General features: G+C 61.7%; 30 protein-coding genes. 12 read left to right on the top strand and 18 right to left on the bottom strand.

Annotated features, from left to right (window positions below):
• Window positions 1–27: 27 nt before the first annotated feature.
• From LB536_RS01515 to LB536_RS01470, 10 genes are all read right to left on the bottom strand, one after another.
• On the bottom strand, window positions 28–591 hold the full coding sequence (locus LB536_RS01515) for a hypothetical protein (protein WP_224589858.1): 564 nt from the start codon (window positions 589–591) through the stop codon (window positions 28–30).
• Complete coding sequence (locus LB536_RS01510; RefSeq protein WP_224589857.1) at window positions 588–1160, bottom strand: L,D-transpeptidase; 573 nt, start codon at window positions 1158–1160, stop codon at window positions 588–590. The genes LB536_RS01515 and LB536_RS01510 overlap by 4 nt, the downstream gene beginning before the upstream one ends.
• Entirely contained in the window at window positions 1147–2310 is a 1164-nt protein-coding gene (locus LB536_RS01505; protein WP_224589856.1) for a CpaE family protein, read from the bottom strand. Before LB536_RS01505 ends, LB536_RS01510 begins: the two co-directional genes overlap by 14 nt.
• Entirely contained in the window at window positions 2307–2954 is a 648-nt protein-coding gene (locus LB536_RS01500; RefSeq protein WP_224589855.1) for a TadE/TadG family type IV pilus assembly protein, read from the bottom strand. Before LB536_RS01500 ends, LB536_RS01505 begins: the two co-directional genes overlap by 4 nt.
• Before the next feature lie 2 nt (window positions 2955–2956).
• On the bottom strand, window positions 2957–3484 hold the full coding sequence (locus tag LB536_RS01495) for a TadE/TadG family type IV pilus assembly protein (RefSeq protein WP_224589854.1): 528 nt from the start codon (window positions 3482–3484) through the stop codon (window positions 2957–2959).
• Between the two features lie 5 nt (window positions 3485–3489).
• Entirely contained in the window at window positions 3490–5016 is a 1527-nt protein-coding gene (locus LB536_RS01490; RefSeq protein ID WP_224589853.1) for a pilus assembly protein TadG-related protein, read from the bottom strand.
• A 76-nt stretch (window positions 5017–5092) separates the two neighbouring features.
• Window positions 5093–5392: a hypothetical protein gene (locus LB536_RS01485; RefSeq protein WP_224589852.1), complete on the bottom strand. Its 300-nt coding sequence runs from the start codon at window positions 5390–5392 to the stop codon at window positions 5093–5095.
• Window positions 5379–6821, bottom strand: a complete 1443-nt coding sequence (locus tag LB536_RS01480) for a type II and III secretion system protein family protein (protein WP_224589851.1) — start codon at window positions 6819–6821, stop codon at window positions 5379–5381. The genes LB536_RS01485 and LB536_RS01480 overlap by 14 nt, the downstream gene beginning before the upstream one ends.
• 55 nt (window positions 6822–6876) lie before the next feature.
• The gene (gene cpaB / locus LB536_RS01475) at window positions 6877–7938 is read right to left on the bottom strand and encodes a Flp pilus assembly protein CpaB (protein ID WP_224589850.1); all 1062 of its coding nucleotides are present in this window, start codon (window positions 7936–7938) and stop codon (window positions 6877–6879) included.
• Between the two features lie 90 nt (window positions 7939–8028).
• Window positions 8029–8241 carry a Flp family type IVb pilin gene (locus LB536_RS01470; protein ID WP_224589849.1) on the bottom strand — a complete coding sequence of 71 codons (213 nt, stop codon included), beginning with the start codon at window positions 8239–8241 and terminating at the stop codon, window positions 8029–8031.
• A gap of 540 nt (window positions 8242–8781) precedes the next feature.
• On the opposite strand from LB536_RS01470, the gene LB536_RS01465 reads away from it, so the two are divergent.
• The 7 genes from LB536_RS01465 (at window position 8782) to LB536_RS01435 (ending at window position 13947) form a co-directional block, all read left to right on the top strand.
• A complete protein-coding gene (locus LB536_RS01465) occupies window positions 8782–10167 on the top strand; it encodes a CpaF family protein (protein ID WP_224589848.1) in 1386 nt (461 codons plus the stop codon).
• A complete protein-coding gene (locus LB536_RS01460) occupies window positions 10167–11138 on the top strand; it encodes a type II secretion system F family protein (protein WP_224589847.1) in 972 nt (323 codons plus the stop codon). The genes LB536_RS01465 and LB536_RS01460 overlap by 1 nt, the downstream gene beginning before the upstream one ends.
• A gap of 18 nt (window positions 11139–11156) precedes the next feature.
• Window positions 11157–12107: a type II secretion system F family protein gene (locus tag LB536_RS01455; RefSeq protein WP_224589846.1), complete on the top strand. Its 951-nt coding sequence runs from the start codon at window positions 11157–11159 to the stop codon at window positions 12105–12107.
• A gap of 53 nt (window positions 12108–12160) precedes the next feature.
• Window positions 12161–12700 (top strand): tetratricopeptide repeat protein, encoded by a 540-nt coding sequence (locus tag LB536_RS01450; protein ID WP_224589845.1) that lies wholly within the window; start codon window positions 12161–12163, stop codon window positions 12698–12700.
• 1 nt (window position 12701) lies between these two features.
• Window positions 12702–13241 (top strand): prepilin peptidase, encoded by a 540-nt coding sequence (locus tag LB536_RS01445; protein WP_224589844.1) that lies wholly within the window; start codon window positions 12702–12704, stop codon window positions 13239–13241.
• Window positions 13242–13465: 224 nt separating this feature from the next.
• Entirely contained in the window at window positions 13466–13660 is a 195-nt protein-coding gene (locus LB536_RS01440; protein WP_140765714.1) for a hypothetical protein, read from the top strand.
• Window positions 13661–13782: 122 nt separating this feature from the next.
• Window positions 13783–13947, top strand: a complete 165-nt coding sequence (locus LB536_RS01435) for a hypothetical protein (protein ID WP_224589843.1) — start codon at window positions 13783–13785, stop codon at window positions 13945–13947.
• Window positions 13948–13963: 16 nt separating this feature from the next.
• Here LB536_RS01435 and LB536_RS01430 read toward each other — a convergent pair whose 3' ends face one another.
• From LB536_RS01430 to LB536_RS01400, 7 genes are all read right to left on the bottom strand, one after another.
• Window positions 13964–14239, bottom strand: a complete 276-nt coding sequence (locus tag LB536_RS01430; protein WP_224589842.1) for a hypothetical protein — start codon at window positions 14237–14239, stop codon at window positions 13964–13966.
• Window positions 14240–14368: 129 nt separating this feature from the next.
• Window positions 14369–14887 carry a ferritin-like domain-containing protein gene (locus LB536_RS01425; RefSeq protein WP_140808049.1) on the bottom strand — a complete coding sequence of 173 codons (519 nt, stop codon included), beginning with the start codon at window positions 14885–14887 and terminating at the stop codon, window positions 14369–14371.
• Between the two features lie 113 nt (window positions 14888–15000).
• Complete coding sequence (locus LB536_RS01420; protein WP_224589841.1) at window positions 15001–16002, bottom strand: ATP-dependent DNA ligase; 1002 nt, start codon at window positions 16000–16002, stop codon at window positions 15001–15003.
• 31 nt (window positions 16003–16033) lie between these two features.
• Window positions 16034–16477, bottom strand: coding sequence for a PPC domain-containing DNA-binding protein (locus LB536_RS01415; RefSeq protein WP_224589840.1), 444 nt, complete (start codon window positions 16475–16477; stop codon window positions 16034–16036).
• A 26-nt stretch (window positions 16478–16503) separates the two neighbouring features.
• Window positions 16504–16821 (bottom strand): hypothetical protein, encoded by a 318-nt coding sequence (locus tag LB536_RS01410; RefSeq protein ID WP_027042484.1) that lies wholly within the window; start codon window positions 16819–16821, stop codon window positions 16504–16506.
• Window positions 16822–16897: 76 nt separating this feature from the next.
• Window positions 16898–18610: an HAD-IIB family hydrolase gene (locus LB536_RS01405; protein ID WP_224589839.1), complete on the bottom strand. Its 1713-nt coding sequence runs from the start codon at window positions 18608–18610 to the stop codon at window positions 16898–16900.
• A gap of 10 nt (window positions 18611–18620) precedes the next feature.
• On the bottom strand, window positions 18621–19592 hold the full coding sequence (locus LB536_RS01400; protein ID WP_224589838.1) for an SDR family oxidoreductase: 972 nt from the start codon (window positions 19590–19592) through the stop codon (window positions 18621–18623).
• 625 nt (window positions 19593–20217) lie between these two features.
• On the opposite strand from LB536_RS01400, the gene fghA reads away from it, so the two are divergent.
• Window positions 20218–21081 (top strand): S-formylglutathione hydrolase, encoded by an 864-nt coding sequence (gene fghA / locus LB536_RS01395; protein WP_224589837.1) that lies wholly within the window; start codon window positions 20218–20220, stop codon window positions 21079–21081.
• Here fghA and LB536_RS31200 read toward each other — a convergent pair.
• Window positions 20994–21593: an FAD-binding oxidoreductase gene (locus tag LB536_RS31200; RefSeq protein WP_318013392.1), complete on the bottom strand. Its 600-nt coding sequence runs from the start codon at window positions 21591–21593 to the stop codon at window positions 20994–20996. The genes fghA and LB536_RS31200 overlap by 88 nt on opposite strands.
• Before the next feature lie 360 nt (window positions 21594–21953).
• Here LB536_RS31200 and LB536_RS01385 point away from each other — a divergent pair, with 360 nt between their 5' ends.
• The 4 genes from LB536_RS01385 (at window position 21954) to hutC (ending at window position 25907) form a co-directional block, all read left to right on the top strand.
• A complete protein-coding gene (locus LB536_RS01385; protein ID WP_224589836.1) occupies window positions 21954–22727 on the top strand; it encodes an SDR family NAD(P)-dependent oxidoreductase in 774 nt (257 codons plus the stop codon).
• Window positions 22728–22807: 80 nt separating this feature from the next.
• Window positions 22808–24130: a histidinol dehydrogenase gene (hisD, locus tag LB536_RS01380; RefSeq protein WP_224589835.1), complete on the top strand. Its 1323-nt coding sequence runs from the start codon at window positions 22808–22810 to the stop codon at window positions 24128–24130.
• Window positions 24131–24145: 15 nt separating this feature from the next.
• Window positions 24146–25174, top strand: a complete 1029-nt coding sequence (locus LB536_RS01375) for a zinc-dependent alcohol dehydrogenase (protein ID WP_224589834.1) — start codon at window positions 24146–24148, stop codon at window positions 25172–25174.
• A 1-nt stretch (window position 25175) separates the two neighbouring features.
• The gene (gene hutC / locus LB536_RS01370; RefSeq protein WP_140757797.1) at window positions 25176–25907 is read left to right on the top strand and encodes a histidine utilization repressor; all 732 of its coding nucleotides are present in this window, start codon (window positions 25176–25178) and stop codon (window positions 25905–25907) included.
• Window positions 25908–26257: the final 350 nt, after the last annotated feature.

The following is a 26257-nucleotide window of genomic DNA, read 5'->3' as shown; positions in this document are numbered from 1 at the left end:
CGCTACCTGCGGCGGCCGCGGCCAGAGCTAGTTTATCTTGTGATAGGTGACCTTGCCTTCCGGGGATACGATTCGCTGGTAGTTGGAGCTTGGCGCGGGAGGCACCGCCGGAGCCGACCTCCTTCGCGTCGCGCGCGGCATATCCTCCATGGCGGGCTCCGCCTCGGCGGCGCTGGCAACCGCCGCCGTATTTTCGGCAGGCGAGGGGACCTCCACGACGCGCGGCTCGTCACCGACGTGGTTTCCCGACATTTCAGGTGCCTGCCGCGCGATGTTGGCGTTGACCTCGCCGAAGCTCGCCCGCAGCCGGTCGTCCAGCGCCTCGAACCGGCTTTGAAATCCGTTGTTGACGGTGTCCAGCCGCGCACTCATCCGCTGCTCGAACTGGCCAAGGTCTTCCAGCCGCGCCTCGATCGTGCGCAGGTCGTTGATGCCACGGTAGAGATAGACGGCCGCGGTGGCGTTCAGGAGCGCAAACAGCGCCAGGCCGACACCGACGGCAACGGCTAGCCTGAACCGGCTCTTCTCCTTGTCGAGCAATGGCGGTTCGACCGCCGCCACCAGGTCGTCGGGATCGCTGATCGTCGTCATTGGACCACCACCTTGGTGCCGACAGGCACGCGCCTGAAAAGATCGATGACATCGGTATTGGTCAAGCGGAAGCAGCCCGACGTGCCGTCGAAACCCACGCCCGAAGGGTCGTTGGTGCCATGGATGCGATAGAGCGTGTCGCGGCCATCGCGAAGCAGATAGAGCGCCCTTGCGCCGAGCGGGTTGTACGGCCCCGACGGCACCATCTCCGGCAACTCCGGCTGGCGGGCGCGCATTTCCCTGGGCGGGCGCCACGCCGGCCACTCGGTCTTCGCCCCCACCTGCACCGTACCCGTCCAGCCGAATCCATCGCGGCCGACGCTGATCCGGTAGCGCAGGGCCTCGCCCTTGCCGGTCACCAGGTAGAGCGCTTTTTCCTGCTTGCGGATGATTATGGTTCCAATCTTCTCGGCCGTGGAAAACGCCACCGTCTTGCGCAGGCTGGGTCCCATGGCCGGCAGGGGCGGGCGGCTGTCCGCCCGCGCGATCTGTCCGGCCGGAAACGCCAGCGCCAGGCCTAGGAGGCCGGCGGCCGTCAGTCGAACGCGATGGCCGCTAGCGGGCCGCATCGTCGAGCCGCTCGCGGAACATCTTCTTCAGATCCTTGCTGAAGCGCGCCCGCCCATCCACTTCGGACGGCAGCATCGCGCGGTTCAGGGCGTCGGCCAGCAGGGCGTTGTCGAGGCCGACCGATTTGATGTGCGGCGCCTTGAAGATCTTCTCCAGCTCGCTGCGCGAGAAGTGGTTGCCGAACCATTTGCGCTTGTGCTTGTTGGCCACCAGCGTGATTGAGACGGCATTGCCGCGCAGCTCGCGGATCTTCTTGTAGAGCCGTTTGCCTTGCCGCAGCGAGGCGACGTTGAGCTCGAAGACGATGAAGATCTCGTCGCTCGTCGAAAGCACGGAATTGTGCCAGGGCGTTTCGATGTTCGGCAGGTCGATGACGATGTCGTCGAAACGGTAGGCGACGAGGTCGAGCAGCCGGAACACGAAATCGGCGCCCTGCGGCTCGAACGGCAGCTGCGGCCGCTCGAAGGCGTAGAGCGTCAGGCCGGACGGCCGCGACAGCTTGATGACATCCATCAGTTCGACGTCGAGCCGTTCCGGCTGGCCGATGATGCCGGCAAGGTCGAACTGGTTGAACAGGTTGAGATAGGCGCCGCAATTGGCGCTCTGGAAGTCGAGGTCGACCAGGCAGGTCGAGGCCGCGCGCTCGGTCGATTTCGAGGCCAGGAATTCGGCCGCCGACAGCGCCAGCGTCGTGGCGCCGGCGCCGCCGCTGGCGCTGATGAAGGTGATGATGCGGCTCTTGGCGCTCTGGTTGCCGCTGTCGTGGAAGGTCACCGCGTTGAGCAGCTCCTTGCCGTCGAGCGGCTTGTGCAGCCAGTCCGAGGCATTCATGCGCACCAGGACGCGCGTCTGCTCCGACGTCAGCTCGTCGGAAACCGCGATCAGCGGCACGGTCGCCCACAGCGCGCGCGCCTCGACGATGCCTGGCTTGCCAAGCAATTCGCCATTGCCGAGATCGAGGATGACGATGCCCGGGCGGGTGTCGGCGGGCGGCCCCTTGAGAAAATCGCCCGTCTCGGCAACCCGCACATCATAGATCGCCAGCGCATCGAGCCGCGTCGCCACCTCGCGCTTGAAATTCGGATCGGAGGAAAACAGTGCGACCTGCTTTCGCTTGGTGGGCAGAACCTTGGTGTTGATGGCGTTCATGGAAACGTGCTCTTCATGTCTTCGCCCGTGACCGTGCTCAGCATGGAGGGCATTGTCATGGTTCCGAATCCGTACAGTCCGCCCAGAAAGAAGAACCGGTAGGTCATGTTCTGCAGGTTGACGGTGATCGTCGGCACCGGACCGCCCAGCCGGGTCTGGTAGCCGAGGCCGGTGGCGGAATAGGTGATGACAACATTGTTGCGTCGCAGGCCGGGGAAATAGTGGCACATGCCGGACCGCATGGTGGGCGCCTGGGCCGCGGTGATTGTCGGACAGACATCATCGTTGGTGACAGCCGTGTCTCCCCGGAATATGCGGCTGAAATTGGTGGCGTTGAACGTGCCGCCATTGCTGCAAGCGCCTGTGGTGCCGGTGTAAGTGCAGACGAAAGGTCCATATGCGCCGGCGACGACCGGCGCGCCGGGCGATGCGATCGGCGCGGCAGCCGTCAGATTGGTCGCGACCGAATCGGAGATGGATGCCAGCCGCGCCCCAACCTGCACTGCCTTGGTCGCGGCATTCCATTGGTAGAGCGCGTAGCCGAAATCGACGAAGCCCAGCGTCAGCGCAAACAGCAGCGTCGAAACAATGGCCGTTTCCACCATCGCTGTCCCATCTTCCGATTTTGCGAAACGCTTCATCATGATCAGAACCGGATGTACCGCTCCTCATGAAAACCGTTCAAAGTGATCGGACCGATGCGCAGCAGTGACAGCATGCCGATGCCGGTATAGGAAAAAGTGCCTATCGCTCTGACCTTGCAGACCTGTGTTGTGGTAGAACGGTATTCTGTGACGCCGGCAACGACGGCGTCATGGCAGGAGGCGGGGGCGGCGATGGTCACCGTCACATTCGCTTTCCCCCAGCCTTTGATGCGTGCACTGCCTGTGCCTGCCACGTTACCGAACACCGCTAGGTTGGTGGCAATGTTGGCGCAGTTGATCGCCGCAAGACCGCTGTCGGTATACATCTGGCTGTTGCAACGAGCTGCAAAACGGGCGCCGTCCGAAAGCCCTGCCTCCATCAGCAGCTTGTCATGGATCAGATTGCCGAATTCAAACACGCCCGCCGACAGGGGCACCATCAGCGGCAATATCAGGGCCGTCTCGACAAGCGTGGTGCCACGATGGTCGCGTCGAAATTTATCGAGGTGGCGGAACAGGGTGCTGATCATCGCCATCACCGGTAAAGCTGGGCTTCGTCGCGCAGGTAGTTGTCGAGTGTGCCATTGCCGCCCTTACCAGTGATGTCGACCAGTTCGACGAAGATATCCTTCCCGTCCCTGATAGGTTCTGTAATGAAGAAACTGGCAAATCTCCTGACCGGAATGCCCGTCAAGCGACCGCTGAATTTCAAGCCGGAAGCCTGGAGCGCATTGCAGTCCAGGATTGCGCCATAAAGCAACCGGCGGTCAGGGGTCGAGATCGGGGTGCCGGCTCCAGCAGGCGGGTTGCCTTTTTCGCCACCGACAGAGGCATCGCCAACAATGCTGTCATTGGTGGCAGGGTTCCCGTCAGGATCAAGTTCATAGCGATAGGTTTCATACCGCGTCGGGAGGTTGGCCCCAGTGCCAGATAGCGCCGCAGGCACGGCACGCGTGGGGTGATTGGCAGCCCAGTAGCGCGCGAAGTTCCAGTCGCCAGCGCCCATGCGACCGCCCATCATGGTGCAGTTGCCGGCGATCTGGCACGAGTCGCGTTCAAGACCGACGCCCTTGGTCGGATCCGTTTCGTAGTCGACTTTGTTGCTCTTGACGTACTGGTCCCAGTTTTTGGCGCCCTTCCGCACATTAACGGCAGGTCCATCCGAGTAGTTGGACGAATTGATACCGAAGCGCGAGTTGATTCCGTTTTCCACAGGCCCCGCGTTCTGTCCCGGCTCGGTATCGACGCCGTCGCGCGAATAGCAATTCTGCGGCTTGGAGTCGGCGAGCATCTTTTCAAGCTCATTGGCACCGTTGCCGAACGGCGAAGCCAAGAAAGCGAAATTGCCGGGGAGGTAAGACCCGTCGCCGCGCAACTTGATTTGGCGGCGACGGTATTGCCTGGTTTGCGCTGCCTGTTCCAATGTGACGCCACCGGTGATGGTCGTATCCTCATATGGATTGCACATGAAAACGGGAGTGTACTCGCAAACACCCGATGTGAACCCGGCAGTGGAAACCGCTCCTATAGTCCAAGAATGGTTGGTGCCGCCGGGCAGGAACGATACCGGGAATAGTGTGCCGAAGCCTTCCGGCGTGACTTTGACTTGGATGAATCTGGTCTCGTCTTCACCAACGGCCTGAGTGGCATCGGCAAGATAGCTGGCCTGGTTGGCCGCCGTTATCCGGATTCCGTCTGTGGGAGGAATAGCCTTGAGGAAACACCAGGAAATGTTTCCGGCGGTGTTGCATCGTGCCGTGCCGCCCGGCTGTCCTGATGTCAAGATGAATCGACCCGAAGTCGAGAAATTGCTCTCATTGTCGACCAGCGTCGCCATGGCGCGCTCGGCCCGCGCCCATGAACCGGGCAAGCCATCAAGTTCCGCGGCTCCAGCCAACGAAAAGGAATCAGCCGCCTTTTGCAGGTCATTTTGCAGGTTGTTGACCCGGCTCATGTCGATCACCAGCAACGAAAAGCCGACGATCGCCGGCAACGTGACGGCCACTAGAACGAGGGCTATCCCCCTTTGATCGTGCCAGAACGCGCGAATGGTTCGCAGCATGGCCTTACTCTCAGCTCCCCTGGCGCCAGGTCCCTCGTATTGGCTGGCGCGCCGAATCCGCATCCTTCCGTTTAGTTCACTGCGTCGTAGTCGTCACACCCGCCCCGCCGACGTTGACCGTGATCGCCGGCGGCGGTGGCGGTGGTGGTGGAAATTTGTAGTTGTGGGCGACAATTGCAGCGCGCGTACCGTCGCCTTCGATGTGCGTGTTCCTGGAGGCCGGGTTGAGCGGGTCGACCGTCTGCAGCATCGAATTGTATTTCTGCGTGTCGCCGGCGGCCAAGGTCACCGAGTCATAGTGGTTCAGATAGTCCGCGGCGCAGCCCGAAAGCGACCCGGCACACAGGATGAGGATCAAGGCGCTATTTCTTGACATAGAGCATCTTGTCCTTCGATTTGAAGTCCAGCATGTGGCCATAGGGGCCGGTGACGCCGTCGCCTGTTTCATATTTGCGGATCATGTCCTTGTTCACTTCGAGCTGGCCGAGCACGAAGAATTCCGGATCGTTGGCGGGCCGCGTCTTGTCGAACGGTGTCGCCAGTTGCTCGCCGGGCTTCACCGGCCGTACGATGTGCGGCGTCACGACGACCACCAGTTCGGTCTCTTCCTTCTGGCTGCTCGAATTGCGAAACAGCGTGCCGATGATTGGCACCTGGCCGAGCCACGGCACCTGGTTCTGCAGCTTGGTGGTCTTGCTGGACAGGAGCCCGCCGACGGCGAAGCTCTGGCCGTCGCGCAGTTCGACGACGGTCGACAGCTTGCGGTTGGTGAAGATCGGGTCGCCGGCGGTGGTGAAGCCGGTCAGGTCGCTGACTTCCGGCGCCAGGCTCATATGGATCTTACCGTCGTCGAGTACCACCGGCGTGAATTCGAGATTGACGCCGAATTGCTTGTACTCGATTTGGATTTCACCATCCTTGTTGACGCTGCGGATCGGCACCTGGCCACCCGCGTTGAAGCTGGCCGGCTCGCCGGAAAGCGTTGTGAGGTTGGGGTTCGCGAGCGTGCGCACCACGCCCTTGGCCTCGAGCGCTTCGATGTACAAGTCGACTTTGATGTTGTTGTCGATGACACGCGTGAGCAGTGCTCCGAATGGAGTGGAGTTGGACAGAAGGTTGCTGAGCAGATCCCCGGTGCCGAGCACTACCTTGTCTTTGTCAACTGCCGCGATGCCAGTTCCGACTTGAGTCGTGCCTCTGCTGTTCGTGCTCTTGATCGACACGCCGAGATCGCGGCCGGCGTTGCGTTTGGCTTCCAGCACGCGCACTTCGAGATTGACTTGCTGGCTGTCGTCGACGGTGACGGCATTGATGATGGCGTCAGGACCATATTGCTGCGCCACTTCCATGATCGCCGCCAGCGTGGCGCCGTCCTTGACATGGCCGCCAAGCCTGACCCTTCCATTCACCGAGCCGACTTCGATACGCGACCTTGGCGCCACCTGGCGGATCGCCTGTGCCATGTCGCCGACATCGACGCCGACCTCGATCTGGAGGGCGCCGAGCGATCGCTTGTCCGTGGAAAACAGATTGACCGTGGTGGTGCCGGCGCCCTTACCGATGACATAGAGCGTGCGGTCGGTCATCGGCTGGGCATCGGCGATCTTCTCGTCGCCGACGACGATGTCACCGAGATTGGCGTTCACCTGGATCGTTACCGATTGCGACATCGGCAGGAAGATCTTATGGACGCCAGGGTTCGACACATCGATGAAGCGGTCTGCAGCGTGAGCGGCGAAGCTCAACGACAGCAACGCACAGAAAAATGCCAGAACAGCCGTCAGTGATCCCCGGAACACGCGCATCTACGCTACCCCCTCGCCGACTGATTCGGACGCCACATATCTTGATGTGCCGGTATTATTTTTGTCGCGGCACATCATATGTTTCGAGCTTTATACCTCGAAAGACACCGACTGTCGCCCGCGACGGTGCTTCCGGCTGCACATATTTGATCACTTCCTTGACGACTTCTTTCACCTGCGGCGCAGATGCCACAGCCGGGACCGGCTTGGCCTTGCTCAACTGGTCGATCTGGCTTCCCACCCGGTCGACTGCCTGGGCCAATCCCGTGATCTTGTCGTCGGCGCGCTTGCGCTCGTCCTCCGCGCGCTGATGTTCGGCCGCGGCCGCGGCGTCGGCTGCAGCCTGCTTTTCCAGTTCGGCTTGCCTTTTGGCGACGTCAGCTGGCGTTTCCCCGGTCAGGTCGGATAGAGTCACACGCTCGGTCATCTCGCCCTTGCTGGCAGCTGCCTGGCGAAGCGCCAGGGATAACTGGCCTGCGCCGGCGGCCAGGGTCAGCTTCTGCGCATCCTTGGTGCTGGCCTCGAGCGTTACCGATTTGACGACCGTTGGGCTGTCCTTGCTTTCGTCCGCAACCTGGTCGACTGCGAGCACCTTCATACTCTGTAGCAGCACGTCGACAAAACTCTGGTCCGCACCATCGTTGCTTCGCACCGTGCGCGTCAGCAGCACATCGACTCGGTCACCCGGGAAGACGAAGCCGGCCACGCCAAGCACGTCGTTGACCCGGATGGACACCGCCTTCATCCCCTCGCCAAGCACCGCCGATAGAGTGGCGCGCTGGCCGGGGCCGGTGATCTTTGTGGCGAGAACCGGCTCGTTGGCGCCGATCGCCTGCAGAGCCTGCTTTGTGCCTTCGCCCGCCAGCAGCTCTTTTGTCGTCCTGAAGGCGCCGGCCGGAACCGCGCCGGACGGCCATGCGACTTCACGCAATTTGTCGGCCGACAGCGTGTCGCCGAACTTTAGCCCCATCGCGGCGACGACGACGGTATCGCGCTGGACACCGTTCGCTTCAGCCATGGCGCTGCGCTGGCTGGCCAGCCAGACATTGATGAGAACCACCGCAAGCACGCCGAACACACCGGCGAGTATAATCATGATGAATGTATTGGCGCGCATAGCCCAAGCCCCAAGCCCCAAGGGCGGGAATTCGCCCGCCGCGATTGGATTCAGGCCCGGATCAGATAGATCCGGGCCCGAAGCATTAGATTAGCCGCCGACGCCCGAACCGCAGGAGCCGATGCCGCTGCCGTTCATGGCCGTGCAGAGGCCGGTGAAGCGACCGTTCACCCACAGGCCGATACCGACGATGATCAGAATGGCTGCGCCGGCGATGATGCCGACCAGGATGGAATATTCGACCATGGCAGCGCCGTTTTCGTCGTCGCGGAACTGCCGGGCCATCGTCATGAGCTTCTTCATGCCAATTTCTCCCTTGGAGGTTGAACCCGACGAGACAGAGCCAAGGATGAACTCCATACCCAAGCATCCCCCGTCACTTCGATCCTAGGTCCCGAGAAATTGCGGAGTCAAACGGGATTAACGGTTCCTTAACTTCCCAATACATGAACTTCCGAGTTGAGAGCGGCTTTAAATTCCAGCAAGAGCTTGATTCGTCTAATTTTTCAAGCGCCCTTAACCATTCGTTCATAATTATGCATCCGACCTAATAAAGCGGTAGCTACTTTAGCGGTAAGGCATACCCCTTTATATCTAAGGGGTTATAGCCAGATATGGAGTGGATGCCGATGTCGGAGCACCCGAGGGGCGCAGGATGCGCCAAAGCCTAGTGTACCAATCATGTTTGATGGCGTGGGCGGCCGGAAATAAAAACGATATTTTTTGGCGGCGCTCCTTAACCATGTTGAAAGTATTGGCGGCACGCGAGGCACCCCGGCGCTTGTGCGTCGCTTGGTTAACGTTTAGTTTCCGCTAATATGCGCTAGAGGGGTATAAGGGATTATGCTGGGGCGGTTCATCAAGGGTGGCGAGGCGCGGATCGAGCCAAAGGTGGAGTCGATCGCGGTCCTCCCCGTTGCCAACGGCGTCCCGACTGTCGCTGATCTCGAACCGCATGGTGACGAGTTTCTGGCTCTGAAGGTCGATCTGCATCGACATCTGATTGACCGGTTCAATCTCGCATCGCTCGAAAGCGCGTCGAAGGACGAGATCCTGAACGAGATACGACCGATCGTGCGCGAGTTCGTGCGGGGTCGCAATGTGCCGCTGAATGCCCGCGAACTCGATCAACTGACCAGCGATATCGCCGACGAGATGTTAGGCCTTGGCCCGATCGAGCCGCTGCTCAAGGATGACTCGATCGCCGATATCCTGATCAACACCCATAAGCGCGTCTTCATCGAGCGGCGCGGCGTTATTGAAGAGACGTCGATCCGCTTTCGTGATGAGGCGCATCTGCTGCGCGTCATCAACAAGATCGTCTCCGCCATCGGCCGGCGTGTCGACGAATCGGCGCCGATGGTCGATGCGCGTCTGGAAGACGGATCACGGGTCAACATCGCGGTGCGGCCGATCTCGGTCGACGGCCCGCTGGTGTCGATCCGCAAATTCTCAAAGAATCCTTATTCGCTCGAACGGCTGATGGCGTTCAACTCGATTCGCCAGCCGATGGTCGATCTCCTGCGCATCGCCGTGCAGTCGCGCAAATCGATCCTGGTCTCCGGCGGTACCGGCAGCGGCAAGACGACCTTGCTCAACGCCCTGTCGAGCTACATCCCTTCGAAAGAGCGCCTGATCACCATCGAGGATGCGGCGGAACTGCAATTGCAGCAGCCGCATGTCGGTCGCTTGGAAACGCGCCCACCCAATGTCGAGGGCAGAGGCGAGGTTCGTCAGCGCGAGTTGCTGAAGAACGCGTTGCGCATGCGCCCGGATCGCATCATCGTCGGCGAAGTGCGTGGCGAGGAGGCTTTCGACATGCTGCAGGCCATGAACACCGGCCACGAAGGCTCGATGACCACAATCCATGCCAATACACCGCGCGACGCGATCTCGCGGCTGGAGCAGATGGTCGGTATGGCGGGAATGCCGATGACGCACGAATCTATCCGGGCGCAGATTGCCTCAGCCATCGACATCGTTGTGCAGACCCAGCGTCTTTCCGACGGCGGAAGGCGCGTCGTCTCCATCTCGGAATTGACTGGCATGGAAGGCAATGTCGTCCAACTGCAGGAAATCTACCACTTCATTCGCCGAGATGTCGGCGCCGACGGCATCATCATTGGAGAATTTCGCGCCACAGGTGTTCGGCCACGTTTTGCCCAAGAAGCGGCGACGCTCGGGCATCATTTCGGCAAAGACGCCTTCAATCCGCAGGTTCCGCTCTGATGCCCACCGGTCAGACGCTGCTCTATTTCATCTATGTGCTTGCAGCCGCATCGATGATCCTTGCCGCCGAATCCCTGTATGTATCTTACGCCGCGCGGCGCGTGCGAGCCGGTACGATCAACCGACGTCTGGCGCGCCTCGCGGAGGAGGCACCTGCCGAACAGACTCTGCAAGGCTTGCTGCGTGAACGCGGGTTGACGAATTCAGGCGACTACATCTTTAGCATGATCGGTTTGAACCGGCTCTACACACAATCCGGCATTACCGGTAATCCGCTGGCTTTCGCAGCAATGTTCCTCCTGGCCGGGCTGGTGCTAGCGTTGGTGCTGCCATTGCTTCTTGGCTTTTCCACTGTCGTGGCGCTGATCGCTTTTCTGCTTGTGGGGTTTGCGCTGCCGCTTCTCCTCCTTCGGCGCGCACGCAAGAAGCGTATCCTGAAATTCGCCGCCCAACTTCCCGATGCGCTCGACATGATCGTGCGCTCGTTGCGTGCAGGTCACCCGACGACAGTGGCCATCGCGCTTGTCGCGCGTGAAATGCCTGATCCGTTGGGCACCGAATTCGGCATTGTCTCCGACGAAATCACCTTCGGCCTCAGTCTTGAAAGCGCCGTACGGAAACTTTCGCAACGCGTGGGATTTGAGGGTCTCCATCTGCTTTCGGTGTCGCTCTCCATCCAGGCCAAGACAGGCGGAAACCTCACTGAGATACTGTCGAACCTCTCATCAGTACTGCGCGAGAGGGAGAAATTGCGGATGAAAATCAGGGCACTCTCGGCCGAAGGCCGAATGTCGGCATGGATCATTTCCCTGTTTCCGCTCGTCATGTTAGGCCTGCTCATGGTCATCGCGCCGAGTTATTATGGCGACATATGGAACAACCCACTCGTCATGCCCGTATTCGTCATTTTCGGACTATGGGCTCTACTTGGCGACTATATCATGTATCGCATGGTCAACTTCGATTTCTGACAGGAGCATGGTATACACTTGTTCTCCATCACCCCGGACGTAAGCCTGCTGGTTTCGATTGCTGTTTTCCTGGCGGCGACGGCCCTCTTTCTGTTCGGCGCCCTCGTCTTCATGCCCGCGCTGCAGACACGGAAGCTGGTGACGGAAAGCCTGAAATCCGAAGGCATAGCCAACCGCCGGTCCCTCGCTGGGCAAGAACAGCTTGCCAAGATTGCGGCACAGCGCCCGGTCGACGCCTATTTCCGATCGGTCGAAAAGGAACGAGGCGAGCCCAATGCCCTTGAGGCGAAGCTCTTTCGCGCCGGATTCTATCAATCCGGCGCCGCGCTCTTTTACACCTTGTCGCGTTTCGGCGCTGTCACTGTCGGCTTTCTGGGGTCCTATACAGGATTGGTCGCAGTGGTGCCGCCGCAGATACCAGGTTTCTTGACCTTCGGGATTGCTGCTTTGTTCGGCCTCGCTTGCCTCGTCATTCCTAGCATCGCCCTCGATCGCTTCGAAAATGCCCAGAAGGAAACTTACCGTCGCGGGTTCCCGGATTTCATGGACATGATGATCACCTGCGCAGATGCGGGCATGAGCCTGGAGGCGGCGGTCGAACGGGTTAGCCAGGAACTGGCCGGTACCCACAAATGGCTCGGCATCCAGCTTGCGATCATGAATTTGCAGTTGCGTGCCGGCAAACCCCTGCGAGATGGTCTTCGAGACCTCTCCGATCGTCTCGGCCTAGAGGAGGCGCGGGCGCTGTCGGTACTGTTCCGGCAATCGGAAGAACTTGGCACCAGCCTGACGGACGCCCTACGCGTTTACAGCGACGAAATGCGCGGTAAGAGAATTCTTCGCGCCGAAGAGCGCGGTAACGCTTTGCCGGTCAAAATGATGATCCCACTGGGGATCTGCGTTTTCCCTGTTGTCTTGATGATTGTGCTGCTACCGATTATCGTCCGAATGAGGGGCGTTTTCTTCTAGTTACATGTATGCTTTGGTCCTAATGTGAGTCGGGGATCCTCGAGGGGAACTATATGAAAAGGGTTATCGCTGTCGCAGCTTGCCTGTTGACGGTAGTCCTTACCGGCTGCCAGACGGACGCCACCGACGGAGTCGTCCGCACGAACGAGCCGTCGAAGGGGGATGTGACCTCCTTCGGCGATGCTTTCGACGGGCTGAAGACGGTCGGCAACGTCGAATACTACGCATCGGACCAGGCCGTGGCCGAAGCCAAGAACCAGTTCCGCGCGGAAAATTATGGCAATGCCGGCGCGCTGTTCTTCAAGGCGACGCAACTGGCGCCCAATGACGGCGGCGCCTGGATGGGATTGGCCGCTTCGTGCGACCGGATCCACCGCTTCGACCTTGCCGACCGCGCCTATGGCCGCGCGTTCAAGCTGATGGGCCCGTCGCCCGAGTACTACAACAATGTCGGTTATTCCGATCTGCTGCGTGGCAAGTTGCAGAACGCGCGCAGCAATTTCCTCAAGGCCTATGAACTGGCGCCGAACGATCCGACTGTCGCCAATAATCTGAAGCTGCTGTCATCCAGCGTGCAGAATATCGAGCGCTAGCATGTTGCTGGTCGAATCGCTCTTGCTGAAAGCGCTCGCGATCCCGCTGCTGGCAAGAATAGGCTGGTTCGACTTCACCACTCAAAAGATATCCAATCGCGATTTGCTGCTGCTGCTTTGTCTCGGAGCGGGGGGCCTGCTGCTGCTGTCGCTCCAATCCGGATCGTGGTGGGATATCGGGCTGAGCGCCCTTGCCGGCCTCGTGCTGTTCCTGGCGCTGTTTCCGTTTTGGCTCCTGCGCAAGATGGGCGCCGGCGATGTCAAGCTGATCGCGATTGTGCCGCTTCTAATCGGCGGTAGTGGACTGACGGTGTTTTCGCTGCTGCTGATGGCTTTGGCGGTCGCCACGGCTCTGATCGTGAAGAACCCGCTTCTGCTGCCTCAAAGTGCCTTCCGCGTCTACGTCCAGCATCTCGATCAGCGGGGCGTGGTGCCTTTCGGCGTGCCGATTTCGGTGGCCGCGATCTGCACGATAGCGCTCCAGATCTACTGGAGCTTTGTCTTGGCCACCAGTTCTGGAATCCTGGGTCAGCTCAACTAACTCGTCGGTCGAACCGCCCAAGAGCCCCGTCAACGTCCGCCCGAAAGACGACAGTGACCTATATGGGTCAGAAGTGCGCCTCTTCGCGGCCGGCCAGGCGACGCGAGCGGGGCCGAACCCAGCGGCATTTTTCACGAAATATTACGTGAGGGAACATCCGGGCCGCCAGGTTCTTTTGACCCCCGAGGCGGCCGTTCGCCTCGATAACTCAAAGGAGAAGAAGAATGCCCAATCAAGGTGGTAGCCATGAGCAACATGTGAAAGCAGGCCAGCAAAGCCACAAGAACATGGACGACAAGAACCGTCAGCAGCAGGCGGCCGGTGGAAACCAGCGCCAGCAAGGCGACAGCTCCGGCATGCGCGGCGGAACCCATGAACAGCATGTGAAAGCCGGCGAGCAAAGCCACAAGAATCGCTAGCCAACCCCCGTGGCACAGAGCCTATCCCGAGCGCTCGGGATGGGCTTTGCATGCGTGCCGCGGGCCAAAGCCAAGCCGCCCGGTCCGGCGAAAGAAAGCCCGCCGAAAGAGAGACAGATTTGATGCCCGATCCGAGAGAACCCGACCCCAACCGAGACGTGCCCATGCCCGCTCCCAACTGGAAGCCCAAGCCGATCGGTGAGCCGGAGCCGCACGAATTGCCCGATGAGGTGCCGTTGCCCAATCCCGATGAGAATGAAGAGCCCCCCATGCATGCGGCCGGCTGACCGGATTGCGCTCGGGTCAATCCTCGTCGAAGCGGCCGCCTTCCCTTGACGGATCGCGTGAAATAGCCGCCTCCTCGACATCGTCGGGCAATGCCTCGTCGCTTTCCTGGTAGGCGTTGTCGTCATCTTCCTCCGGCAAGTTGCCCTCGGCCTCGTCTTCCACCTCGACGTCGTCGGGAAGGATTTTCGCGCCTGCGAGCGCGTCCCAGTCCTGCTGCTCCACCGTGGGACCTTCAGTTTCCGCCGGGTCTTCCGTCTGCGCTGCCGGTTGCTCTCTTTTGCGGGGGTTCATCGTCGTTCTCCGAAATTCGGGGAGTTGCCCCGGATCGCCTGGCGCCCGGGGCAACAGCTCGCCTGCTAAAGCAATTCCAGGAAAAGTGCGTAGCGGTTTTCCGTCCGGAATTGCGCGAAAACAAAGAGTCTAGGCGGCCTGTTGCAGGGCACGTTCGTTGACGCCGCCCTCGCCAAGGCTGGAAAGTGCCTTGTCGGTCGCCATCTCTTCTTCAAGGGTCTGGTTGAGGAGTTTGACCACGTCGCTCTTGCCGAGCTGTTCGGCCCAGGCGATCAGCGTGCCGTAGCGCGCGATCTCGTAGTGTTCGACGGCCTGCGCCGCCCCGACCAGCCCGGCGTCCAGCGCGGGGTCGCCCTTATAGTCCTGGAGGACTTCCGAACCCTCCTCGATGATGCCGTCGATGGCCGGACAGGTCTTGCCTCGGGCCGGCTTGTCGAGAAGCTCGAAGACCTGTTCGAGGCGGTCGACCTGGCCCTCGGTCTCCTGCAGATGTTTCTCGAACGCCGCCGAAACATCTTCGGATTCGGCGCCCTTCGCCATTTTCGGCAGCGCCTTCAGGATTTTCTTCTCGGCATAATAGATGTCCTTCAGCCCGTCGAGGAACAGGGCTTCAAGGCCCTTCGTTGCCGCTTTCTTCGCAGTCGCCATGATTGTCATCTCCGATTGTGTGAAGCCCACCTGCGGTGTAGCTGGGGCACAACTTGCTATGCTGACGGTTGTTCCAGCGACTTCGCAAAGAGGCGCCCGCGGCGCGAACTCCGTCACTCGATCTGCCGCATGGTGCACTGGCGCGGCGCCTTGTCCGGCCGCCAGCGCAACAGTTTCGTGCCATGCCGGAACCTGTCGCCGGTGACATGATCGAAGCGGACCTCGACCACCAGTTCCGGCCGCAGTGGCTCCCATTCGCCGCTGCGCTGCGTGCTCCAGCGGCTCGGCCCGCCTGGCGCCTTGCCGGTGAAGCCCGGGCCACCACGCAGCTTTTCCAGCTTGCGGGTGACACGGGCCCGGTCATCCCTGCCGATGGTCGAAGTAAAGCCGACATGGTCGAGTTCGCCCCGCTCGTCGTAAAGGCCGAGCAGGAGCGAGCCGACCTCCTTGCTGCCGCTCAGATAGCGAAATCCGCCAACCACGCAGTCGGCCGTACGCAACCGTTTGATCTTGACCATCGCGCGTTCCCCCGGCCGGTAAGGGTCGGCCAGCAATTTGGCGACCACGCCGTCGGTGGGACCATGGCCGGCCCCTTCAAGCCAGCGCCTGGCGGCCGCCGGTTCGGTTGCGCTGGGCGAGAGCCGCATCTCGGGTTGGGCGCAATCGCGAACAAAGCCCTCGAGGGCCTGGCGGCGTCGCGACAACGGCTCGGCAAGCAGGATCTTCCCGCCCGGCGCGGCCGGCATGTCGAACAGGATCAGCCGGGCGGGCGTTTGCGCGCTCAGCTTGCGGATACGGCTTTCGGCCGGGTGAAGCCGCATCTGCAGCGCGTCGAAGGAAAGCTGGCCTTCGAGTTCGATGACGATCTCGCCATCGACGACGAATCCTCGGACCTCGACCTGCTGCAGCATGGCGACCAGTTCCGGGAAGTAGCGGCCGAGAGGTTTGCCGGACTTGGCGCGCAAGTCGACATCCGTGTCGCCCTTGAAGGCAAGGCAGCGAAACCCGTCCCATTTGGGCTCGTATTGCCAAAGGTCTTCGCCTTCCGGCAGGACATCGGCGGCCTTGGCCTCCATGGGCGGTGTGTCCAGGGGTAGGGCAAACCTGTCCGTCATTGGCTTTACCATCGCTCCCGCGGCGGCAGGTTCAGGCGCCGAGATCGATCAAAGCCACACCGAACTCGGCACGCTTGCGGCGGCGCAGGTGACCCGGCGCTTCCACCACGGTGATTTCCAATGTCGGCCGAACGGTGCCTTCGAGCAGATGGCCGCCCCTGGTCGTGCCGTCCCTCAAGCCAAGCACCGCGTGGACATGAAGACTTGGCTTGCCGTCATCGCCGGTCGCGACATCACCGATCGCGCTCAGAACCTCGCATTGTTCGTCGACCGGGATCTTTCGATAGCTCTTCGCCTCCAGGTCGAACCAGCCGACAGTGGCCCGTTGGAATGCGCCGATCGCGGTCAGCGACGCACTGCCGATCGTCTGCTCGACCGCGAAGCTGGTCAGCGCCGAAAATGCCTCCTCGCCCGGGTCGAGCACCACGACGAATGTCCGCTGGCCATTGGCCTCGTTGACGAGTCGCGATTTCATGCCGGTGTTCCGATCCTCGAGGCCGTTCAGTGGGCGTGGTGTTCCGCGTTCCTCTTGCGCGTCGCCGCCGCCTTCTTTGCCGATTCGGATCGGCTCGCGGCTGATCGGGAAGCGGACGCCTTTCCGCCGCTCTTGCCGCCCTTGTGCGCTGCTGGATTACCGGTGTGCTTGCCGCGCCCGGAGCCGCCTTCCTTCTTGCCGCCACCATCGTCCTTGTTGACCGTCGCCCATGCGCGTCGCTCGGCTTCCTTGTCGGAGACGCCACGCTTCTCATAGCCTTCGGCAATATGGTCGGCCTTGCGTTCCTGCTTGTCGGTGTATTTGGATTTCTCGCCTCGTGGCATGATCATTTCTCCTTCTCGATGGAGGTTGAACGTCAAGTCGGCGCCCGGGTTCCAATGGCGGTCGGCGAACCGGCTGCTATTCCTCAGGCGCCGTCGCGGGTGCGGTGTAGCGCCGCCGAACGGCGTCGAGCACCCGTTTGCGGCTCGCTTCCGCCGAAAGCTTCCTGTCCTTTTCCGCCTCGGCGGTTTCGCGGGCGAGGTCCCTGTCCCTGATCTGCTGGCGGAACCATTTCGAATAGTCGCCCGCGCGCAGATGGAACTCCCAGGTCTTGTCGTCTATGCCTTCGGCCATCTGAGCAAAGATCATCAGATTATGGGCCCTGAGGTTCATCGCATCTTCGGGACCGCGGAAATAGAAGCTGCCGGTCTCATCGAGCTGGCCCTCGGCATATTTGCGGCTGTGGCGCTTGAGAGACTGACGAGGTTCGATCACCTTGACCGTCGTGAGTTTCTTGCGCAGCTGCGGCCGCCAGAACAGAACCCGGTCGCCCTTGGGTGTGGGAATGTTCTTCGGCGGCTCGATGCCGGTCTCATGGCAGAAGGTCTTCACCACGTCCTTCGCCTTCGGGCCAAGGGCGATGACGGCCGTAACCAGGCGCAGGGCGTCGGTCGAAATCGCCTCGGGATGGACGGTGATCAGGATCGTACCCGGCAGTTCCAGGGAGAGCACGGAGCGTGTGTCGTCGCGCCGCTTCGGAAGAAGATGGTGCGCTTCGTCGATGACCAGCCAATGCGGTCTTGCGGTGCGGCGGCGGAAGCTGCCAAGGCCAGGCAGCAGATCGGCAAAGAAGTCAGGCCGTTCATCGACACGCAGCGCCAGCCCGTTGACGACGACATTGCTGTCGGCCTTGGCGATCAAATCCAGCACTTGCGCCTTTGTCGGCGCGCTCGATCCGTCCCCCAGCCGAACCGCATCCTCGAGGCCATCATAGTCGCCCTCGGGGTCGAAGACGCAAAACTGAAATCGGCTCTCGACAAAGCGTTCCGTCAGCGCGGTGGCCAGGGTGGATTTGCCGATGCCCGAAGTGCCGGCGATGAGCACGCTTTCGATCGGCGACAGATAGATGTCGTCGCCGCCGGCCGATCCCAGAACAATGCCGTCATGACGCTTTGCCACGATCCCATGGTCACGCTCGATCAGCTTGGCGATCAACTCCTCGACGCCTTTGCCGCGTGCGCCGCGCGTGACAAGGTTTGCGGTGCCTTTGACCGCGGGAATGGCATTGTCGACCGCAACGCTGCAGCCGCAGGCCTGCAGAAAGGCATGATCATTCTCGGCGTCGCCGATACCCACCACATTGTGCGGCGACAGATGAAGGTCCTCGAGTGCGGCCGCCAGCCCAGTGGCTTTGTTGACGCCACTCGGCAGAACCATCACCGCGCCCTTGTTGAAGATGATTTCGAGCTCGAGCCCCATCTTCTTGATGACTTCGAGCACGGTCGCCTGATGTGGTTCCCAGGTGGCGACGATCGACCGTCCCACCGAAAGCGGCTTCACCCCCTGCTTTTTCAGTCTGGTGACGAATTTGGGCTCCGGCGACGGCGAGATCACCCGCTCCTCCTCGCTCGCCGGGGTGTAGATCAGGGCGCCGTTCTCGGCGACGACCTTGTCGAACAGGCGGACGTCGGGAAATACGCGCTTGAGGTCGGGCAACTCGCGTCCGGTAACCAGAAGCAGTTTGCGGCCGCTTTTCTTGAACCGCTCCAGCGCGCTAAGCGTCTTTTTGGAGACAGTCCCGTCATGCGCGAGCGTCCCGTCATAGTCGGTCGCCAAGGCAATGAAATACATTGCGATGACCTCAGTAACCGCCGACGATCGGCAGAATCTCGCCGGTGATGTAACTCGAGCAATGCGGGGAGGCGAGGAACACATAGGCCGGAGCCAGTTCCTCCGGTTGTGCCGGCCGTTTCATCGGCGTATCCGCGCCGAATTTCGAGACGTCGTCGGCTTCCTTGTCCGATGGATTGAGCGGCGTCCACACCGGGCCAGGCGCGACCGCGTTCACCCTGATACCCTTGGCGATGAGGTTGCCCGAAAGCGCACGCGTGAAGGCGTGGATGCCGCCCTTGGTCATCGAATAGTCGACCAGTTGCTTCGAGCCGTCTATGCCGGTAACCGAGCCGGTGTTGACGATCGCCGAGCCCGGCTTCATGTGTGGCACCGCTTCCTGTGCCATATGGAAATAGCCGTAGAGATTGGTCTTCAGCGTGGTGTCGAAATGGTCTTCGGTCAGGTCGCTGAAGTCGCTTGAATGGATCTGGAATGCGGCGTTGTTGACCAGCACGTCGATGCGGCCGAAGGTTTCGACCGCGGCCGCCACGGCTTTTTGGCAATCCTGGCGTTCGCTGACGTCGGCCTTGATCAGGATGCAGCGTCGCCCTTCTTTTTCGACGGCGGATCTTGTCTCTTCGGCGTCCCTGTCCTCGGCCAGGTAGACGATCGCGATATCGGCGCCTTCGCGGGCGAACAATACCGCCACCGCGCGACCGATGCCGGAATCGCCGCCTGTGACGAGAGCCACCTTCCCTTCGAGTTTCCTTGATCCGAGATAGTAGGGTGCATCGTAGAGCGGGGCAGGTTCGACCGCCGCCTCATGCCCGGGTTTCGCCTGATGTTGCTTGGGGAAGGGCGGCTCGGGATAGACGCGCGCGCCTGCCTGCATGGCATGCTGCGCCTTGCCGTTGCTCTTCGATTTGGCCTTGGCATCGATGCCACGCTGGATATGGCGCTGCTTGGCGGCTTCACCGGCGGTCTGGGATTTCGTCTCCATGGTCGTCTCCTCGGTTGAAGAAAGTTCAACGCGCGGCAGACCAAAAGGTTTGCGCGACGCTAAAGCGCGTCAGTCTTTGACATAGGCGCCGGGCTGGCGCCCGATCTTGGGGACTTCGCGCCCTTCGAATGTTCGGAGCCCGCGCCGGATGCCTTCCCTTTTGCGGGGCCGGGCGTCGCCTGGCCAGGTGGGTTCCGTCCTTCGGACTGATGTGTTTCTCCACTTGTCTGATCCGCCGGTCGCGTGAGGCCCATTCCGCCTGCCGGCGGCTTGTTGCCGGCCGCATCGAGCGAGAAATCATCGCTCGGATCCGGGCCGGTCCTCGCGGGATATTTCCTCGCGCCGGTTTCATATTCGGTCTTGTCGCGTGCCATGGCTTCCTCCGTGCTTGCCTGAACGGAAACAGCCGCCGGGCGATCCGGTTCCGAACAAAGGGTGATGGCCATCCCTTTTCGCCAATAGTCGCATCGGCTGCCAGGATATGCGGGCTACCGATTTCGATGGCGATGGCCGACGCCGATCGAACCTGGCCCGACATCCAAAGCCCAATCCGTCGAGGTTGCCGTGGTCCCAGCCGATGCCGTAGACAAGCGGCGGTGAATCAACATTGGCGGAGAAGAAACACATGTCGGACCGGATGAAAATCATCTCCGCTGCCAGGTCGCATGGCGGCGTGCAGGGGGTCTATTCCCACGCTTCGGATGTCTGCGGCTGCGACATGACTTTTGCCGTCTTCGTGCCGCCACAGGCCCGCGAAAAACCTTGCCCTGTCGTATGGTATCTCTCCGGCCTTACCTGCACCCACGCCAATGTCATGGACAAGGGGGAGTACAGGCGCACGGCCGCCGAACTCGGCCTGGTCGTCGTCTGTCCCGACACCAGCCCCCGAGGCACCGATATTCCCGACGAGAAGGACAATTGGCAGTTCGGCAGCGGCGCCAGTTTCTATGTCGACGCCACGCAGGAACCCTATGCCAGTAATTATCGCATGTATTCCTATGTTACCGAGGAATTGCCGGCGCTGATCGCGCAGGAGTTTCCGGCCGACATGACGCGTCAGGCGATCTTCGGCCACTCGATGGGTGGACATGGCGCATTGACCATCGCGCTGAAGAATCCCGAACGCTTCAAGAGCTGCTCGGCCTTCGCGCCGATCGTGCAACCCAGCACCGCCGGCTGGTCGAAGCCGGCCTTCGAAAAATATCTCGGTGCGGACGAGAAATCATGGCGGGGCTACGATGCCACCTTGCTCATCGAGGATGGTCACCGCTTCCCGGAGCTTTTCGTCGACCAAGGGACATCGGATGGGTTTCTCGATGACGGGTTGAGGCCCTGGCTGCTGGAAACGGCATGCGCCAAGGCCGGCATTGCGCTGACGCTGCGCATGCAGGATGGCTACGATCACTCGTATTTTTTCATTTCGACATTCATGGACGACCATCTGAGATGGCACGCCCGAAGATTGTCTGACGCTGAAGCCGGAGCATAGCGGCGGGCTCTTCTCGTCAAAGGCCGAACCGGTCCTTCACCCGACCCGAAAGGATCGCCGCCTTGACGCCAAGCGGCCAGAAGCGATGGAACCGGATTGGCTCGAGCCCTGATATCGGCATCGGGAAGGGAGTGGTCGCATCGCCGCGAAGGCGATTTGCTAGCGCATTGCCCATCGCCGAGGCGTGGCGACGCCACGACCGTTGTAGCCAAGGCAGTCAGGATGCTGTCTTCCGGCTCGTGAACATGCGGGAGATGGTCCTTGGTGATCGTGACCCGGCCGTTCCAGCCATGGCCGCCATTCGTGCCCGACGCCGCCCAGCCAGGCTGATGGGCCTCGAGCAGGCAGACGTCGTCGCCAGCTTCAGCCAGATGCAAGGCGGCGGATAGGCCCGTGAAGCCGCCGCCAACGATGGCGACCCTCGCCCGCTGCGCGCCGGCAAGGGCGGGGTAAGTGCCGGTACCGCCGGCCGTTTCGCGATAGAGGCTCCTGGGCGGGCTGCTTTCCAGCATATGACGGGCTCGCGATAGGGCGGCGGGCTTGACGGGTAACCGGCTTTCAATTGCCTGATATCCGGCACGCGCGGCAGACCCAGACTTTTTTGTCGGGTACGCCAGGAAATTCTGCATGGCTTTCGGAAATCACAGCTTTGGACATGTTGGTCTTCCCCATCGCCGGCCGACTATTGTCTTGGACAAACCTCGAACAATCGCCGCCCGTGGCATCTCGTACGGGAGAGCCAACTATGCGATCGCGCTTGCGGCGGATAACGTCACCCCTATCTCACCAGAGGCAAATTTGTATATGCTTGTATATGTAAGTTGATCTGATATTCTCTGTGCCACGCAACCGGAGCGGCCAAGGAGGATCATATGCGCAACGCTTCTCTTTTCGACCTCTCGGGCAGGAAGGCGTTTGTCACCGGCGCCAGCCGTGGCATTGGGCGCAGCATCGCCGAGGCGCTGAGCGCGGCCGGCGCCGACGTCGCGGTCACGGCGCGTAGCCTGGACTCGCTTGATGAGACGGCGGCGGCCATCCGCGCGGCCGGCGGAGTCGCGCATGTCATTGCCCTTGACGTGACCGATGTCGGCCAGTGCCGCGCGGCTGCCGCCGAGGCAGCCCGCCTGCTTGGTGGCCTCGACATTCTCGTCAACAATGCCGGGGTGGAAGAGGTCCGGCCCTCGCTCGACGTCGACGAGGCGCTGTGGGACCGGATCGTCGACACCAACCTCAAGGGGGCGTTCTTCTGCGCCCAGGCGGCGGCGCGGCAGATGCGGGACGCCGGCCGGCCCGGCGCCATCATCAATCTCTGCTCGTTGACTTCAGACGTCGGCATTCCAACGGCGGTGCCGTACGGCTCGTCGAAGTCTGGCCTGCTCGGCATGACCCGGGCGCTGGCAGCGGAATGGGCGGAGCTTGGCATCCGGGTCAACGCCATCGCCCCGGGCTATTTCAGGACGGCGATGACGGAGGTGTTCTACGGCAACGAGGCGTGGCAGCAATCCATGCTCGCCAAGATCCCGCAGCATCGTTTCGGCGATCTGCGCGACCTGCATGGCGTCGCTGTGTTCCTCGCCTCGGACGCGGCAGCCTACATAACCGGCCAGTCCATTCCGGTGGATGGCGGTTTCCTTGCATCGATCTGAGGCGGCTCGCCCAGCTTCGAGAACAAAGTCTTCCGCAATGTGACCGGCCGGCACATTGCGTTTCAACAGAAGGGAATACCATGTCCGACATCAGCTTCCACGATCTGTCATCCCTCGATGCCACCCGGCGGGCCGGTCTGCTGAAACGCGCCGAGGGCGATTTGTCGGTCTTCGTCGAAAAAGTCCGCCCGATCATCCAGGCGGTAAAGGAAGAGGGCGATGCCGCCCTGATTCGGTTCGCCAAGGACTTCGACAAGGCCAATGTGGCCGAAGGTGAATTGAAAGTGTCGGAAGCGGAATTCGATGCGGCATTCGACAAGGTCGAGAAGGATGTCGTGGAGAGCATCGGGTTCGGTATCGACAACATCCGGCATTTTCATGAAGAGCAGAAGCCGGAAACCATGTGGCTCAAGGAAGTTCGGCCGGGCGCCTATGCCGGCGACCGATATACGCCGATCGCATCGGTCGCGCTCTACGTGCCGCGCGGCAAGGGCGCATTTCCGTCGGTGACCATGATGACGTCGGTTCCGGCTGTTATTGCCGGCGTGCCGCAGATCGCGATCGTGACGCCACCGACAGCGGACGGTTCCGTGGATGCGGCCACGCTTGTCGCTGCTCGTCTCGCCGGGGTGAACACCGTCTACAAATGCGGTGGCGCGCAAGCCGTTGCCGCCGTCGCCTACGGCACCGAGACGGTGAAGCCGGCGCTCAAGATCGTTGGCCCGGGCAGCCCTTGGGTGGTGGCGGCCAAGAGCGTGCTGTCCTCGATCATCAACACGGGCCTGCCTGCCGGGCCGTCCGAAGCCATCATCTTTGCCGACGACAGCGTCGATGGAGGCCTTGCCGCGCTCGATCTGCTGATCGAGGCCGAGCACGGGCCGGATTCCTCGGCCTATCTGGTGACGCACAGCCGCAAGGTTGCCGAGGCGGCACTTGCTGCACTTCCCGACCACTGGTCGCGGATGACCGAGCAGCGCGTGGAATTCTCGCGCGCGGTGCTGACGGGAGAGCGCGGCGGCATCGTGCTGACCGCGTCGCTGGAGGAAAGCTATCGCTTCATCAACGACTACGCGCCCGAACATCTGGAAATCCTGTCGAAGGAGCCGTTCGCGCATCTCGGGCACATCACCGAGGCGGCCGAAATCCTCATGGGTCCGCATACGCCGGTGACCCTTGCCAACTTCGTCCTCGGGCCGAATGCCGTGCTGCCGACCAGCCGCTGGGCGCGAACCTATGGGCCACTTTCGGTGACTGATTTCGTCAAGCGCTCGTCGGTCGGCTACGTCACCTCCGCCGCCTATCCGGAACTGGCGCTGCACGCCCGCCGGCTCGCCCGCTACGAGGGCTTCAGCTCGCATGAAAACGCGGTTTCGGAGATCCGCGACCGCTATCTCGCCGGCTGAAGAAAGTCGATCGCGATGAAGGCGGCACGACTTTATGGACCGGGCGATCTGCGCGTCGAGGACATCGCCGCGCCGGGCGTTCCGGATGCCGGCTGGGTGAAGCTCAGGGTCGATGCCGCCGGCATCTGCGGGTCGGACCTGCATAATTTCCGCACCGGCCAATGGATAAGCCGATCGCCCACGACGGCGGGCCATGAACTGACCGGCACGGTGATCGCGCTGGGCGAAGGCGTCGATACCGTCGCCGTCGGCGACAGGGTGGTTTCCGATTCCCGTTTCTGGTGCGGGGATTGCGCGCAATGCCGTGCCGGCAGGCGGCATCTCTGCACCTCGCTGGGCTTCGTCGGCGAAATCTGCGACGGCGGCTTTGCCGAACAGGCAGTGTTGCCCGTACGTCTGCTGCATGTGATCGACGCCGGTCTTGACGAACGGGTCGCTGCCATGGCCGAGCCGCTCGCGGTCGCGCTGCACGCGGTGCGGCGTCTGCCGAAGACGGCGGGCGCGGTGCTTGTCGTCGGTTGCGGCCCGATCGGTGGTCTCGCCGCGCTGCTGCTCTCCCGAACCTTCGCCGGCACCGTGCTTGTCGCCGACCGTAACCGGGGCCGCTGCGCCCGGGTGGAGCGGGTGACCGGCGCTACCATCGTCGATCTCGACCGCGATGCCATTGCAGCCGCGACCGCCAATGCCCCGCTGCTGGCGGCCGTCGAGGCGACCGGCAGCATCGCGGCATTCAACCAGTTGCTCGGCGTTCTCGATCCCGGCGGCGCGGTGGCGATGGTCAGCATCTTCCATGGCCGGCTCGACATCGACCCCAATGTTCTGGTCGAACGCGAGATCGCATTGCTGGGATGTCATGCCTTCGCCGACGAATTGCCCAAGGCCGTGCGGATGCTGGGTGAACTGAGTGAACCGCTGCTGGCCCTGGTCGACCGTGAGATCGGCCTGGACGACATTCCAGCCGCCTATGAGCGGCTGCTGGCCGGGCAGAGCGATGGCTTGAAAACAATCATCCGCATGCGGCAACCTGCCGGAAAGGATTTTTGAAATGATCGATTTGCCCGATACGGCGAGCCCCCTTTACGAGAAGGTGAAGGACTACATCCTGACCAACATCGGGACGGGCAAATGGGGCAAGGATCGCAAGCTGCCGTCCGAGAACGAGCTGGTGGTTTCGCTGGGTGTGTCGCGGATGACGGTTCACCGGGCTCTGCGGGAACTGACCGCTGCGGGATTCCTGATCCGGCTGCAAGGTGTCGGCACGTTCATCGCGCCACCCCGGCCACAGTCGACGCTGATCGAGATCAACAACATCGCCGCCGAGATCGTCGAGCGCGGCAACAGGCATCGCTCCGAAGTCCTCGTCCTCGAAACCATCATGCCGACCAAGGAACTGGCGCTGTCGTTCGACTTTGCGAAGCGGGTTTCGATCTTTCACTCCGTCGTCGTCAATTTCGAGAACGACCTGCCGGTGCAGCTGGAGGAGCGCTTCGTCAATCCGGGCCTGATCCCCGACTATGACAAGCAGGACTTCACCAAGACGGCGACCTACGACTACCTCATGCAGAAGACCCCGGTAACCGAGGTCGAGCATATCATCTCCGCCATCCCGGCCGACAAGGAGACGGCGCAGCATCTCGGCATCGATGTCGGCAGTTGCTGCCTTCTCCTGCATCGCCGGACATGGACGGGGGCAGTCGTGGCCACGATCAGCAAGCTGACCTATGCCGGCAGCCGTTACTCGCTGGGCAGCCGCTACTCGCCTTCCAGGGCAAGCTGAAGTCGACGAGCCAATGCAAGCCGAGGTTTCACGGCGACAGGAAAAGTCCTGATCGCAGCATTGCTCGCCAATCCACCGGCAGCATGCCGCGACGCTCGAGTTCCAACCGCAAGGGATGGTCGAGCCAGATGGCGAAACCGACCGGATGACCGGTTTTTCTCGATCTGATCGGATCCTGAAAGCATGAGTAGTCGGGCTGGGCACTCGCCGGATCAATGCAAAATTTGAGTCACCCCAACTTGTATATGCATGTATGTATTTCCGCCTTGACATCCGCTGCCGCTGACGCTGAAATATGTCAGCGCTTCAACCATGAAGTGGCGGGCAAGACGCCGAGGCACAGTGCCGCA

The organism is Mesorhizobium sp. ES1-3, from assembly GCF_020164795.1.
GTDB lineage: Bacteria > Pseudomonadota > Alphaproteobacteria > Rhizobiales > Rhizobiaceae > Mesorhizobium.
Note: the sequence above shows the minus strand (reverse complement) of the source record. Positions and strands in the feature narration are given on the sequence as shown.

Coding starts and splice junctions, on each gene's coding strand:
- LB536_RS01515 (WP_224589858.1), bottom strand. CDS start 591: ATGACGACGATCAGCGATCCCGACGACCTGGTGGCGGCGGTCGAACCG.
- LB536_RS01510 (WP_224589857.1), bottom strand. CDS start 1,160: ATGCGGCCCGCTAGCGGCCATCGCGTTCGACTGACGGCCGCCGGCCTC.
- LB536_RS01505 (WP_224589856.1), bottom strand. CDS start 2,310: ATGAACGCCATCAACACCAAGGTTCTGCCCACCAAGCGAAAGCAGGTC.
- LB536_RS01500 (WP_224589855.1), bottom strand. CDS start 2,954: ATGATGAAGCGTTTCGCAAAATCGGAAGATGGGACAGCGATGGTGGAA.
- LB536_RS01495 (WP_224589854.1), bottom strand. CDS start 3,484: ATGATCAGCACCCTGTTCCGCCACCTCGATAAATTTCGACGCGACCAT.
- LB536_RS01490 (WP_224589853.1), bottom strand. CDS start 5,016: ATGCTGCGAACCATTCGCGCGTTCTGGCACGATCAAAGGGGGATAGCC.
- LB536_RS01485 (WP_224589852.1), bottom strand. CDS start 5,392: ATGTCAAGAAATAGCGCCTTGATCCTCATCCTGTGTGCCGGGTCGCTT.
- LB536_RS01480 (WP_224589851.1), bottom strand. CDS start 6,821: ATGCGCGTGTTCCGGGGATCACTGACGGCTGTTCTGGCATTTTTCTGT.
- cpaB (WP_224589850.1), bottom strand. CDS start 7,938: ATGCGCGCCAATACATTCATCATGATTATACTCGCCGGTGTGTTCGGC.
- LB536_RS01470 (WP_224589849.1), bottom strand. CDS start 8,241: ATGAAGAAGCTCATGACGATGGCCCGGCAGTTCCGCGACGACGAAAAC.
- LB536_RS01465 (WP_224589848.1), top strand. CDS start 8,782: ATGCTGGGGCGGTTCATCAAGGGTGGCGAGGCGCGGATCGAGCCAAAG.
- LB536_RS01460 (WP_224589847.1), top strand. CDS start 10,167: ATGCCCACCGGTCAGACGCTGCTCTATTTCATCTATGTGCTTGCAGCC.
- LB536_RS01450 (WP_224589845.1), top strand. CDS start 12,161: ATGAAAAGGGTTATCGCTGTCGCAGCTTGCCTGTTGACGGTAGTCCTT.
- LB536_RS01445 (WP_224589844.1), top strand. CDS start 12,702: ATGTTGCTGGTCGAATCGCTCTTGCTGAAAGCGCTCGCGATCCCGCTG.
- LB536_RS01440 (WP_140765714.1), top strand. CDS start 13,466: ATGCCCAATCAAGGTGGTAGCCATGAGCAACATGTGAAAGCAGGCCAG.
- LB536_RS01435 (WP_224589843.1), top strand. CDS start 13,783: ATGCCCGATCCGAGAGAACCCGACCCCAACCGAGACGTGCCCATGCCC.
- LB536_RS01430 (WP_224589842.1), bottom strand. CDS start 14,239: ATGAACCCCCGCAAAAGAGAGCAACCGGCAGCGCAGACGGAAGACCCG.
- LB536_RS01425 (WP_140808049.1), bottom strand. CDS start 14,887: ATGGCGACTGCGAAGAAAGCGGCAACGAAGGGCCTTGAAGCCCTGTTC.
- LB536_RS01420 (WP_224589841.1), bottom strand. CDS start 16,002: ATGACGGACAGGTTTGCCCTACCCCTGGACACACCGCCCATGGAGGCC.
- LB536_RS01415 (WP_224589840.1), bottom strand. CDS start 16,477: ATGAAATCGCGACTCGTCAACGAGGCCAATGGCCAGCGGACATTCGTC.
- LB536_RS01410 (WP_027042484.1), bottom strand. CDS start 16,821: ATGCCACGAGGCGAGAAATCCAAATACACCGACAAGCAGGAACGCAAG.
- LB536_RS01405 (WP_224589839.1), bottom strand. CDS start 18,610: ATGTATTTCATTGCCTTGGCGACCGACTATGACGGGACGCTCGCGCAT.
- LB536_RS01400 (WP_224589838.1), bottom strand. CDS start 19,592: ATGGAGACGAAATCCCAGACCGCCGGTGAAGCCGCCAAGCAGCGCCAT.
- fghA (WP_224589837.1), top strand. CDS start 20,218: ATGTCGGACCGGATGAAAATCATCTCCGCTGCCAGGTCGCATGGCGGC.
- LB536_RS31200 (WP_318013392.1), bottom strand. CDS start 21,593: ATGCTGGAAAGCAGCCCGCCCAGGAGCCTCTATCGCGAAACGGCCGGC.
- LB536_RS01385 (WP_224589836.1), top strand. CDS start 21,954: ATGCGCAACGCTTCTCTTTTCGACCTCTCGGGCAGGAAGGCGTTTGTC.
- hisD (WP_224589835.1), top strand. CDS start 22,808: ATGTCCGACATCAGCTTCCACGATCTGTCATCCCTCGATGCCACCCGG.
- LB536_RS01375 (WP_224589834.1), top strand. CDS start 24,146: ATGAAGGCGGCACGACTTTATGGACCGGGCGATCTGCGCGTCGAGGAC.
- hutC (WP_140757797.1), top strand. CDS start 25,176: ATGATCGATTTGCCCGATACGGCGAGCCCCCTTTACGAGAAGGTGAAG.